Annotated in this window: 9 protein-coding genes; 4 read left to right on the forward strand and 5 right to left on the reverse strand. The window is 67.3% G+C overall.

Going from position 1 to position 12710, the window contains the following annotated elements; all coding sequences use genetic code 11:
- The first annotated feature begins 37 nt into the window (after nt 1-37).
- On the forward strand, nt 38-1804 hold the full coding sequence (locus L8H00_RS02875; RefSeq protein ID WP_242095705.1) for a cation:proton antiporter: 1767 nt from the start codon (nt 38-40) through the stop codon (nt 1802-1804).
- Nucleotides 1805-2125: 321 nt separating this feature from the next.
- Here L8H00_RS02875 and L8H00_RS02880 read toward each other — a convergent pair whose 3' ends face one another.
- The 4 genes from L8H00_RS02880 to L8H00_RS02895 all read right to left on the reverse strand — a co-directional run bounded on the left by L8H00_RS02880 (nt 2126) and on the right by L8H00_RS02895 (nt 9579).
- Nucleotides 2126-3559: an IS1182 family transposase gene (locus L8H00_RS02880; protein WP_242095706.1), complete on the reverse strand. Its 1434-nt coding sequence runs from the start codon at nt 3557-3559 to the stop codon at nt 2126-2128.
- A 1262-nt stretch (nt 3560-4821) separates the two neighbouring features.
- Nucleotides 4822-5505, reverse strand: a complete 684-nt coding sequence (locus L8H00_RS02885) for a hypothetical protein (RefSeq protein WP_242095707.1) — start codon at nt 5503-5505, stop codon at nt 4822-4824.
- A gap of 103 nt (nt 5506-5608) precedes the next feature.
- Entirely contained in the window at nt 5609-8275 is a 2667-nt protein-coding gene (gene alaS / locus L8H00_RS02890; protein WP_242095708.1) for an alanine--tRNA ligase, read from the reverse strand.
- Between the two features lie 41 nt (nt 8276-8316).
- Nucleotides 8317-9579, reverse strand: coding sequence for a Xaa-Pro peptidase family protein (locus tag L8H00_RS02895; protein ID WP_242095926.1), 1263 nt, complete (start codon nt 9577-9579; stop codon nt 8317-8319).
- Between the two features lie 74 nt (nt 9580-9653).
- On the opposite strand from L8H00_RS02895, the gene L8H00_RS02900 reads away from it, so the two are divergent.
- The 3 genes from L8H00_RS02900 (at nt 9654) to L8H00_RS02910 (ending at nt 11911) form a co-directional block, all read left to right on the forward strand.
- Nucleotides 9654-10949, forward strand: coding sequence for a dicarboxylate/amino acid:cation symporter (locus L8H00_RS02900; protein ID WP_242095709.1), 1296 nt, complete (start codon nt 9654-9656; stop codon nt 10947-10949).
- A gap of 75 nt (nt 10950-11024) precedes the next feature.
- Nucleotides 11025-11579 carry a hypothetical protein gene (locus tag L8H00_RS02905; RefSeq protein WP_242095710.1) on the forward strand — a complete coding sequence of 185 codons (555 nt, stop codon included), beginning with the start codon at nt 11025-11027 and terminating at the stop codon, nt 11577-11579.
- 14 nt (nt 11580-11593) lie between these two features.
- Nucleotides 11594-11911 carry a hypothetical protein gene (locus L8H00_RS02910; RefSeq protein WP_242095711.1) on the forward strand — a complete coding sequence of 106 codons (318 nt, stop codon included), beginning with the start codon at nt 11594-11596 and terminating at the stop codon, nt 11909-11911.
- Nucleotides 11912-11915: 4 nt separating this feature from the next.
- On the opposite strand, the gene L8H00_RS02915 is transcribed toward L8H00_RS02910, so the two are convergent.
- On the reverse strand, nt 11916-12551 hold the full coding sequence (locus L8H00_RS02915; RefSeq protein ID WP_242095712.1) for a glutathione S-transferase: 636 nt from the start codon (nt 12549-12551) through the stop codon (nt 11916-11918).
- Between the last annotated feature and the right edge of the window lie 159 nt (nt 12552-12710).

Raw genomic sequence — 12710 nt, forward strand, 5'->3', positions numbered from 1 at the left:
GATGACAGGCGTCATGCCCGCGACTAGGATCGCGGGCATGGCGACCGGTCTCGACAATACGGGCTTCAGCGACGCGCTGGTCATCCTCGGCGCGGCTGGGCTCGTCATCCCCGCCTTCGCACGGTTCCGGATCAGCCCGGTCATCGGCTTCATCCTCGTCGGCGTGCTGGTCGGGCCTGCCGGACTCGGCGCGCTGACCGCGCGCGCGCCGTGGCTCTATTACGTAACGATTACCGACGCGCACGCGATCGAGCCGTTCGCGGAGTTCGGCATCGTGCTGCTGCTGTTCTCGATCGGCCTCGAACTGTCGTTCCGGCGGTTGTGGACGATGCGGGTGCAGGTGTTCGGCATCGGCGCGGCAGAACTTGCAGGCTCCGCCTTGCTGATCGGCACCGCGCTCCACCTGCTCGGCCAGCCCTGGGCGGGCGCGCTCGGCCTCGGCTTCGCGCTCGCGCTCTCCTCCACCGCATTGGTACTGCCGCTGGTCGGCACCACGGGTGCGGTGGGGCGATCGGCGTTCGCGATGCTGCTGTTCGAGGATCTGGCGCTGGTGCCGATCATCTTCGTGCTTGGCGCGATGGCCCCCGGCACCGCGGGTGGCTGGAGCGCGATCGGCACCACGATCCTGCGCGGTGGTCTGACGGTCCTGGCGCTCTACGCCGGCGGCCGCGTCTTTCTCCCCCGTCTGTTCGCGCAGGCGGCGCGGACGAAAAGCCCCGAGCTGTTCCTCGCGGCCTCGCTGCTGGTGGTGATCGTCGCCAGTGTCGCCACCAGCGCGGCCGGCCTGTCGCCGATCGTCGGCGCGTTGCTCGCGGGCCTGCTGATCGCGGAAACCGAATATCATGGCGAGGTCGAGGTAATGACCGCGCCGTTCAAGGGGCTGGCGCTCGGCGTCTTCCTCATCACCGTCGGCATGAGCATCGACCTTCGCCTGATCCTCGCGAACGGCGCGGCGCTGGCAGCGGCCGTCATCGGCGTGGTGGCGATAAAGGCGATCGTCACCTTCCTGTTCCTGCGCGTCGGGCAGGTCCGGCGCGGCACCGCAGCGGAAACCGGGCTGCTGATGGGCAGCCCGTCCGAGACGACGCTGATCGTGCTGGCGACCGCCACCCAGGCGCAACTGATCCTCCCTTCCACCGCCACCTTCTGGCAGACCGCGACGGCGATCGGCCTGACGATCACCCCGCTGCTCGCGACCATCGGGCGCCGTCTCTCGCGGCAGATCGAGCAGCGTCCGGACGACGAGGCCGCCCCCGCGGCGGAAGCGGGAACGGTAGTGATCGGCCTGGGGCGCGTCGGGCGCATGGTGTCCGACATGCTGGCGGCGCACGGCCAGCGCCACCTCGCGGTGGAGGCGGATATCGACGCCGTCCACGCCGCGCGCGAGGCGGGCTATCCGGTGCTTTTCGGCGATGTCGCGCGTGGCGAGATGCTCGACCGGCTCGACCTGCCGGCCCGGCGCGCGCTGATCCTGACGATGGACGATCCGGTGCTCTGCATCCGGCTGGTGCGGCAGGTGCGCGCGCTGGCGCCCGAGCTGACGATCGTGGCACGCGCGCGAGATGCCGTCCACGCGACGGCGCTCTACCGCGCGGGCGCGACCGATGCGGTGCCCGAGACGCTGGAGAGTTCGCTGCAATTGTCGGAAGCGGTGCTGGTGGATCTGGGTGTCGCGATGGGGCCGGTGATCGCCTCGATCCACGAAAAACGCGACGAGCTGCGCCAGAGGATCCGTCGCGACGCGGAGCTGGAACGCGATCCGCGCATCCGCCGGGTGCGTGGCCGGGGGGAAGTGAGCGTTTGACGGGGTGGCGCAATGTGATCGGCTTCAGGCGACTGACTCCGGGATCCTAGACCGGGGTTGTTCACGCGGAGCCGCGGAGAAGTCTTGGGTGCGGCAGCGATCATGGCATATTGGATGATGAACGCGCTCAAGGCGGCCGGATTGTTCTGAGCGCCTCAGCGCTTCAACGCGGACCATTAATTGCGGCGGAGCATGAAAGAAAAGGGAAACGACGCGATGGCTCCTGTGCAGGTGGAGTGCACTCCGAACGACCGGTCTTGGTGGAGGCTGTGTGAGAACAGCCTTTAGCGCTGGGGGCAGTCACGCGCAGCGCGTTGGATGTTACGCCTGCATCGCGGCGATCAGTCCCGGCACCCCGACAAGGGCGATGGCGCGTTTGATGTTGTACGCCAGGATGTGGAGGCCGATCTCGGTTCCTACGTTTTTCAGCCTTCGCGTTTTGAAGTGGCTTCGTCCCATCCAGTCTTTGAGCGTACCAAAGACGTGTTCGACCGTTCGTCTTCGTATGCGCATGGCGTTCGGCATGCGGTCTAGACGAGCCTGCATCGCGTCGATGACCTCTTCATGCTCCCACCGCTTGATGCGGCGTTCGATGCTCGCAGTGCAGCTTGCCTTGACGGTACATCGGGACCGGCACGCGGGCGTGGCATAGCCGTGGAGCGTCATGCCGTGTTCCAAGCTGGCAAAGCGTTTCGTCATCGTTTCGCCAGCCGGGCAGCGGTAGGTGTCACTGCCGGCTTGATAGACGAAGTCCTGCTTGCCGAAGCGACCATCGGCCTTGGCACCCGACGTCAGCGGTTTGGGCAGGATCGGCACGATACCGGCCGCTTCGCACGCCAGCACTTCGGGACCCGAGAAGTAGCCGCGATCCGCAAGCACGGTGAGCGTGCCGCTGCCCGTCGCTTCACGCGCCTGGCGGCCCATGCTCGCCAGCGATGTCCGGTCGTGGCTCAGGTTGATGATCTCATGCGCGACGGTGATGTGGCTGCCGGTATCGACCGCCGCCTGAAGGTTGTAGCCGACCTGCCCGGTGCCCGTGCCTGCCGACGCCATCGCGCGGGCATCCGGGTCGGTCAGCGAGATCTGCCGATCAGGCGATGCCGCTACTGCCTGTTCCATCGTTTCCAGTTCACGCATCTGGCGTCGAAGCTCGTCCAGGCGTGTGGTCAGCCGCGCCGTGCGCAGGTCAGCCGCTTCGCCTTCCTGCCGGTCGGCGGTGTCGAGCATGCCGAGATAGCGCTCGATGCTGGCATCGACCTGTTCCATCCGGCGTCGGATGGTCACAGGCGTGAAGTTGCGATCGCGTGCGTTCACCGCCCGCATGCGGCTACCATCCACCGCCACAGTCCCACCGGCGATCAGGCCCAGGTTGCGGCACACCATGACGAACCGCCGACACGCAGCCTGGATCGCAGCGCCGTGCTCGCGGCGGAAGTCGGCGACCGTCTTGAAGTCGGGCGCGAGCTTGCCCGTCAGCCACATCACCTCGACGTTGCGGCCCGCTTCGCGTTCCAGCCTGCGGCTCGACTGCACCTGGTTCAGATAGCCGTAGATGTAGAGCTTCAGCAGCGTCGCCGGATGATAGCCCGGACGCCCGGTCGCCGCCGCGTCGGCAAATCCCAACGCTGCCATGTTCAGCTCGTCCACGAACACATCGACGACGCGAACAGGACTGTCCTGAGCGACGTAATCGTCAACACAATCAGGCAAGAAACGCTGCTGCCGGCGGTCGCAACCCTCGATGAAACGACCCATCCGACGCCTCCCGCTAACACCTCACGGCATAGCATATATGTCGTTTTCGCACAGCCTCGGTGGAAAGCGGACGTTCCGCTTAGGTGAAAATGACGGCTAGCGACCGCTTGGACCGACGATCACGACAACGGCGTCTTGAATGGGTGGTCGGCGCAGGCTGCGGCCGCATCGCCTCCCAGCACGGATGATCGCGTTTGGTATGCCGTTCGCTATGAGTTCAGCGCGCAAAACGCCCTGTCGTTTTCTGCTGGCTGATAGGGAAGCTGATGTCGAGCACAGGTATACCGTGCACTTGGTGAGCTTCTGAGCATCGGCGACAACCGATACGACATCTTCTCTTTCGACTGCCGTAGCATCGTGCCGCAGGTAGAATGGACCGGTCGCAATCGGATCAGCATGCGCCAGCGTCGGGGCCGTAGAGAGGAACGCGAGGGGGATCAGAGCCTTCATCAGCCTGTCATCCACGATGATCCGAACGTCCGCAATCACGATGGGGCTTACATGCCGCGAACATCCGCAACTGGGCGCTTGCCGCCCGGCGGCTTCTGGGGTCCGTTTTGCCGATCGCGGATGGCGTAAGGTGGTGGGTTGCGGCCTGGCAGCTTTCGAGCACATAAATCGATTAGTCGCCGCCAGAAAATCCGCAGTGCCGCCGTAGTCTGCTCCAAAACGCAGCTGCCTTGCGACGATTGCTTGCGTCTATAGATACCGAGCTAAACCCTCCGTCTCCGTCGAAATAGGCCGTAAGGATTGGCGGTGACCGTTCCGGTGCGGTGGAATTGTACAGCTTCTGGCGGATCAATCCAGCTTCTGGTTTTCGCCCTACTTCGCGCGCGACACGACCAAAATGACCAAGCACGCCCGCAGCACATTTGGATGTGACCACAACAGGACGCCGTGACCAACCTTGCCATTCAGGGACAGCTCGATTGGCGCTGAGAATGCCAGCGCTCAACAACGCCAAGACTGAAAGTCTAAAGAAGCGACCCTGCATCTCGCTATTGTCACTCGGAACACGCTGCCGCGCAATGTCAGGTTTCGGGAGTGCCTCGGGTCCGTCTGAATGGCGAACTTTGGGCGTTTGCGGACACCGTCCGCCAAATGCTAGTCCGGCCGCCAGCATCGGCCCCTCGCTAAGCCGCCATTCCCCGACTGCCAGACAAGCCCTGCGTGTTGCCAGATCCTACAAAGGTCGTTCCGTTAGTGCGCGTCGCACTCATGGCGGCGACGTACCGCCGTCACATCGAACGTCTCGCCCCGGCCTACGACACCTGCCCCAACGGCAGCAGCCGGTCGGCCAGACGCTGCGCCGCCGTCCGGTCGCCCGCCCGCAGCGGCACCAGCACCGCGACTGCCGCGCGCTGCATATAGCGGTCGATCTGGGTGGGCGTGGTGCCGTGCGTGGCGGCTTCGGTGAGACGCACGCCTTCGGCATCGTCGGGATCGAGTTCGATCCGGAGCAGCCCGGCCAGCCCCAGGAACATCGCGCGATCGCCGCCGAGCGCGGCCGCGCGCGTCAACGCCGCCAGCCCCACGCTCTTTTGCGCGCCCGCGGCCATTCGTCCGGCGATCCGGCCATAGGTGTTGATGACCCCGAAATGCCAGGCGCCGAGCCCGATCCAGGCCTCCGGATTGCGCGGATAGCGCTGCGTCAGCCCTTCGAACAGCTTGCGCGAGGCGATCGCGCCGGATCGGTCGCCGGTCAGCTTCGCGCGATAGCCGGTCGCGGTCGCTTGGACGATGGCAGCGTCCTGATCGTCGGGTTTCTGCGCGAGGATCGCCCGCGCGCCCGCGCCGGCGCGGTCGATCCGGGCCAGCGCCACCGCCTTGTCGCGGTCGTTGAAGGCCGCCTCCACGAGCAGGTCGCGCGGGGTCTGCACGGCGGCAGCGATCGCAGGCGACGCCACCGCCATCGCCACCATCGTCCAGCCGATCCGCTTCATCATGACGCTACGCCCTCGATCGCGGCCGACGCGGCACGCCCGGCATCAGCGTAGCGAAGCGTTCGGATATTCGCCAGATCCTTCACGATATCCGTGACTTACGAGTTCATAGCATGGCGGCGAGCACATCACGGATCGCGGCGATCGCGTCCGCCGCCTTCGTGCCGTCCGGGCCACCGCCCTGCGCCATGTCGGGGCGTCCGCCGCCGCCCTGCCCGCCGAGCACGGCCACCGCGGTGCGAAGCAGCGCAACCGCGTCGTGCGTACCGGCCAGATCGGCGGTCACGCCGACCGCGATCGAGGCGCGGCCGTCGTTCACCGCCACCATCGCCGCCACGCCCGAGCCGATACGCTGCTTGGCCTCGTCCACCGCGCCGCGCAGCCCCTTGGCCTCGAACCCGTCGAGCACCTGACCCAGGAACGCGACGCCGCCGACCTGCTCGGGCCCGGCGGGCGCGTTGCCGGCCCCGCCGCCGAGCGCCAGCGCCTTCTTCGCCTCGGCCAGTTCGCGTTCCAGCCGCCGGCGGTCCTCGACCAGCGCCGCCACGCGAGCCGGCACCTCGTCGGGCGCGGCCTTCAGGGTCGTCGCCGCCTCGCGCAGCAGGTCGTCGCGGCCGGTGAGCCACGTCCGCGCCGCCTCGCCGGTCAGCGCCTCGACGCGGCGGATGCCGCTCGACACCGCGCCCTCGCCCACCACCTTGAACAGCCCGATATCGCCGAGCGCGTTCACATGCGTGCCGCCGCACAGCTCGATCGAATAGGTGCCGCCGCGGCCATTGTCGGGCGCATCGTCGCCCATCGCAACGACGCGGACCTCGTCGCCATATTTTTCGCCGAACAGCGCCATCGCGCCCGTCGCGATCGCGTCCTCGGGCGTCATCAGCCGGGTGACGACGGCACCGTTGCCGCGCACCTGCGCGTTCACCCGCGCTTCCACCTCGGCGATATCGGCCGCGCTCATCGCGAGCGGCTGCGAGAAATCGAAGCGCAGCCGCTCGGGCGCCACCAGCGAGCCCTTTTGCGCGACATGCGCGCCCAGCCGCTGGCGCAGCGCCTCGTGCAGCAGATGCGTCGCCGAATGGTTGGCGCGGATCCGGTCGCGGCGGTCCGCGTCGATCGCGAGCTTCACCGTGTCGCCGACTGCGATCGCGCCCGCCTGCACGATCGCATGATGGACGAAGACGCGGCCGAGTTGCTTCGATGTCTCGGTGACCATCGCGTGCAATCCCGCGTCGCCCGTGATCGCGCCCGCGTCGCCGACCTGGCCGCCGCTTTCGCCGTAAAAGGGCGTCTGGTTGACGACGATCGCGACCGTATCGCCGGTTCCCGCCCGCTCGACGCGCATGCCGTCCTTTACCAGCGCGACGACCTGCGCTTCGCCGGTTTCGCCGGTGTAGCCGGTGAATTCGGTCGATCCGCTTTCCTCGGCGATGTCGAACCACAGCTCGTCCGACGCCTTGGCGCCGGATCCCTTCCAGGCGGCGCGGGCGGCACGCTTCTGCTCGGCCATCGCCGTCTCGAACCCGCTCCGGTCGACGCCCAGCCCCTGAGCGCGCAGCGCGTCCTCGGTGAGATCATAGGGAAAGCCGAACGTGTCGTAGAGCTTGAACGCGGTCTCGCCCGGCAGCGTCGCGCCCGGCGCCATGCCCGCGGTCGCCTCGTCGAGCAGCTTCAGCCCCTTGTCGAGCGTCTGTCGGAAGCGCGTCTCCTCCTGCTGCAGCGTCGCCTCGATCAGCGGCTGCGCGCGGAGCAGCTCGGGATAGGCGCCCCCCATCTCGGCGACCAGCGCCGGCACCAGCCGCGCCATCAGCGGCTCCTTGGCGCCCAGCAGATGCACATGCCGCATCGCGCGGCGCATGATCCGGCGCAGCACATAGCCGCGGCCCTCGTTCGCGGGCAGCACGCCGTCCGCGACCAGAAAGCCGCTGGTACGCAGATGGTCCGCGATCACGCGGTGGCTGGCGGTGTTCGCCCCATCGGTGGCGGTGCGGGTGAGCGCGCCGCTTTCCGCGATCAGCGCGCGGAACGTGTCGGTGTCGTAATTGTCGTGGACGCCCTGCAGCACCGCGGCGATCCGCTCCAGCCCCATGCCGGTGTCGATCGACTTGCGCGGCAGCTCGCCGACGATCTCGCCCGCCTCTTGCTCATATTGCATGAAGACGAGGTTCCAGATCTCGACGAAGCGATCGCCATCCTCGTCCGGGCTGCCCGGCGGGCCGCCGGCGATATGGTCGCCATGGTCGTAGAAGATCTCGGAACACGGGCCGCAGGGCCCGTTGTCGCCCATCGTCCAGAAATTGTCCTTGGTCGGGATGCGGATGATACGGTGTTCGGGCAAGCCGGCGATCTTACGCCACAGGTCGAACGCCTCGTCGTCGGTGTGGTAGACGGTGGCCGTCAGCTTGTCCGCCGGCAGGCCCCATTCCTTCGTCAGCAGCGTCCACGCATGCGTGATCGCCTGTTCCTTGAAATAATCGCCGAATGAGAAATTGCCGAGCATTTCGAAGAAGGTGTGGTGCCGCGCGGTATAGCCCACATTGTCGAGATCGTTATGCTTGCCGCCCGCACGAACGCATTTCTGGCTCGACGTCGCGGTGGAATAGGGCCGGCTTTCGAGGCCGGTGAACACGTTCTTGAACGGCACCATGCCCGCGTTCACGAACATCAGCGTCGGATCGTTCTGCGGCACCAGCGGCGCCGATGCGACGATGCGGTGGCCGTTGCGGCCGAAATAATCGAGAAAGCCGCGGCGGATATCGTTGGTAGAGGTCATGCCACCCGGCTTAGGCGAGGAGACGGGCGCGCTCAAGCGGGTCAGACCGGTGCATCGATCGACCGGGGCGGCTCGCTGAACCATACCGGGCCCGCATCGGTCATGTGGAAGCAATCCTCCAGCCGCACGCCGAACCGGCCGGGCAGATAGAGGCCGGGTTCGTTCGAAAAGCACATGCCGGCCGCGAGCGGCGTCGTCTCGCCGTGAACGAGGTTCACCGGTTCATGCCCGTCAAGGCCGATGCCGTGCCCCGTGCGGTGCGACAGGCCGGGCAGCGCATAGCCCGGGCCATAGCCATAGCCCGCATATAACCGCCGCACCGCATCGTCGATGCTGCCGGCCGGCGCACCGATCCGCGCCGCGGCGAACGCCACCTGCTGACCGCGCGCGACCTGATTCCACACGCTACGCTGCGCGCGCGTGGCCGCGCCGAAGACGAAGGTGCGCGACACGTCGGATTGATAGCCCTGCACCGTGCAGCCGCAATCCATCAGCACCACCTGGCCATCGCCGACGATTTGTGGCGCGCGGCTGCCATGCGGATAGGCGGCGGCCTCGCCGATCAGCACGAGACTGAACTCGGGCTCCCCGCCCAGCGCGCGCGTCGCCGCATCCATCAGCGCGGCCACGTCATGGTTGGTCATGCCGCGCTCCACGCGCGGATGGACGAAGCGATAGGCCGCGATCGTCACGTCGGTCGCCTTGCGCATCAGCGCGATCTCGGCCGCCGATTTCACCATCCGGCAGCCGCGGATCACGGGGGCGGCGGGCACGATCTGCGCCGAGGGCAGCGCGCGGGCAATGCCGTCGGCGGCGAAGAAGCGCACCGTCTCCTCGATGCCTACCGGACGGCGATCGAGCTTGCGGTCGCGCAGGAACCCGGCGACGAGTGCAAGCGGGCTCTCATCCTCCTGCCACACGCGCACTTCGGCGGGGATGTCGAGCGTCTGGCGCACCGAGGGCTCCTCGAAGAACGGGGTGACGATGCACGGCGTGCCTTCGGCCGGCAGGATCGCGGCGGTGAGCCGCTCGCTGCGATGCCACGCGACGCCGGTGAAATAGACCATCGATGCGCCCGGCTCGATCACCACCGCGCCGATCCCGTTCACGCGCATCAGCGCCTGTGCGCGGGCCAGCCGCGCCGCGCGCTCGCCGGGCGCGATCGACACCACATCGGCGGTGACAGGACGCAGGCCGGTCAGGTCGGGCAAAGCCGCGCGCAACACGCCGGATCGCGCCAAAAGCGGCAGCGCGGCGGCGCCCAGAAGGACGGCGCGGCGATCGATCGTGGCGGTCTTCGTCATAGTCACGGACGATAGGGTTCTTGACCCCGCGCCCGCAATCCCCTTCGCTCGGGCGCGCATCAAGGGAGCATCGGATGGCCAAGCGCCTCACCTATTGGATCATGGCGGCGTTGGTCGCGGGACTGCTGGTCGGCTGGGCGCTGCATGTCGCGATTGACGACGGCACGCCCGCCGCGGCCGATCGGCTGGGCGAGATCGCCGGCTATCTCTCGATCGCCACCACCGTGTTCCTGCGGCTCATCAAGATGATCATCGCGCCGCTCGTCTTCTCGACGCTGGTCGTCGGCATTGCGCATATGGGCGACACGGGTGCGCTGGGCCGGGTGGGGCTGCGCAGCCTCGCCTGGTTCGTCGCGGCGAGCCTGTTGTCGCTTACGCTCGGCCTGATCCTCGTGAACCTGCTCCAACCGGGTGTCGGGCTTCATCTGCCTGTGCCGCCCGTCAGCGCGGCGAGCGGCGTGGTGAAGACGGCGTTCAACCTCAAGGACTTCGTCTCGCATATCGTGCCCGCCTCGATGATTCAGGCGATGGCGGAGAACGAGATCCTCCAGATCGTGGTCTTCTCGGTGTTCGTCGGCGTGGCGATCACCGCGGTCGGCGACGTCGCCGCGCCGCTGGTGCGCGCGATCGAGGCGCTCGTCGCGGTGATGCTGCAGATCACCGGCTATGTGATGCGGTTCGCGCCGGTCGCGGTGTTCGCGGCGGTCGCCGCGACGCTGGCCGAGCGGGGGCCCGGCGTGCTCGGCGATCTCGCCTGGTTCATGGGCAGCTTCTATCTCGGCATGCTGATCCTCTGGGGGCTGCTGATCGCGATCGCCTTCGTCATCATCGGGCCGCGCACCCGGCTGCTGGTGCGCTACATCCGCGATCCGCTGATCCTCGCCTTTACCACCGCCTCGTCCGAGGCGGCCTATCCGCGCACGCTGGAGGCGCTGGAGCGGTTCGGTGTGCCCAACCGGATCGCGAGCTTCGTGCTGCCGCTCGGCTATTCGTTCAATCTGGATGGATCGATGCTCTACATGACGTTCGCCTCGCTGTTCATCGCGCAGGCATACGGCATCCATCTGAGCCTGGCCGAACAGATCACGATGCTGCTGGTGCTGATGGTCACGTCCAAGGGGATCGCCGGCGTGCCGCGCGCATCGCTGGTGGTGATCGCGGCGACACTGTCGATGTTCCACATTCCCGAGGCGGGGCTGCTGCTGATCTTGGCGGTCGATCACTTCCTCGACATGGGCCGTTCCGCCACCAACGTGATCGGCAACGCGGTGGCGGCGAGCGTGATCGCCAAATGGGAGGGCGGCTTCGCGCCGCCGGGACCCGTCGATCCCGCGCTGCCACCGGCACCGACGCACGGGGTGCTCCACTAGCGCCCGAAATGGTGGCATTTCCGTTTGCAGGCCGACCTTTGCCGATCGATACCGGTTGTCGACAAGGGGGGCACCATGGCGACGGGGTGGATCGGGCGGACGGGACGCACGCTGGCGGGTGCGCTGATGGCCGCCGCGCTGGCGGGCTGTGCGGTGACGCTCGTTCCCGCCTATGACGCGCAGATCGACGACGGGCTGAGCGCGCTCTACACCGATACGATCGCGTTCGTGGACCGCACCACTGCGCTCGCGGGAACGCCGGAGGGCGATTACGCGCACAATCGCGGCTTCTATGACGGCGCCGACGCCCGCGTCGAGACGCTGATCGTGCGCGCCGAGGCGAACCGCGTGCTGAAGAACTGCCCGACCACCAGGGTGGTGGCCCATGCGCTCGACGCCGCGCGGATCCCCGCCGACGTGCGCGGCGCGATCGGCACCTTGCCTAGGGACGATTGCGAGGTCGTGCTGCTCCGGCTGATCCATGGCGGCTTCGAATCGATGCGCCGCTTCCACGAGGCGCAGGGAGCCCGCGGCCTGCCGCCCTCCGCGCGCGGGCCACTGATCGACGGCGGCGTGGGCGCGCAGTTGCGCGCTGGCATCACGGTCGAGATCGCCAAACGCGCCAGATAGAGGGAGGACCGTTCATGGATATCGATGCGCTGACCGATACGATGGTCACGGCGGGCAAGGGCCTGGCGAGCGGCATATGGTCGGCGATGGACCATTATGCCGCGCCCGAGCTGAAGAAGATCGCGGTGCAGATCGAGGCCATCGCCGATCACCTGCCCGACTATACGCCCGAAGGCGCGAAGATCCTGCTGGCCATGCAGGTCAATGCCGCGGTCGCGGTGATCGTGGCGATGACGAGTCTGGTGATGCTGGCGGTGCAGGAGGCGATCAACGCGATCATCGCCGCCGTGTCGGGCATCGTGAACAAAGCGGTCGGCTTCACGCTGATCTGAGCCCTCAGGCATAGGCATAGGGCCCACCCTTGGCGAGCGCGGACCGGTAGGCCGGCCGCGCATGGACCTTGTCCAGCCACGCGATCGTCGCCGGGCGCGATCCGTCGAGACCGGCGCGGCTGCGCGCGGCCTCGAGCGGAAAGCTCATCATCACATCCGCGGCCGTCATCGCATCGCCCGCGAACCAGGGCCGAGTCGCCAGCTCCGATTCGACATAATCGAGATGGACGTCGATCATCGGCTGGATGCGCTTGATCGCGGGCTTGCCCATCAGCGGGATGCGCGCGAGCACCAGCTTCAGCAGCAAAGGCGGCATCATCGAACCCTCGGCATAATGGAGCCAGAACCGATAGCGCAGCGCGTCCTCGCGGTTCGCGGGCGCGCCGAGCCGACCATCGGCCTTGTCCACCAGATATTCGACGATCGCGCCGGTTTCGGCGATCACCCGGTCATGATCGTCGGTGTCGACGATCACGGGCGACTTGCCCAGCGGATGGACGCGCTTCAGCGCGGGCGGCGCGAGCATCGTCTTGGGATCGCGTTCGTAGCGCTGGATCTCGTGCGGCAGGCCGAGTTCGTCGAGCATCCACAGCACGCGCTGCGATCGGCTGTTCTCGAGATGATGGACGATGATGGTCATGGGCAAGTCCTTCGCTGCGATCGTTTCAGCATATCCCGTCCGGGAGCGGCGGCACCATCGTTTCTCCCCACCCGCCGGCGAAGTGGAGGAAGTGGAGGAAGTGGAGGTGTGTGGCGACGATTCTCCACTTTGCCCTTCACGCGACCGCCTTCCACGCGA

This window comes from Sphingomonas sp. CROZ-RG-20F-R02-07 (assembly GCF_022662335.1).
Taxonomy (GTDB): Bacteria; Pseudomonadota; Alphaproteobacteria; order Sphingomonadales; family Sphingomonadaceae; genus Sphingomonas.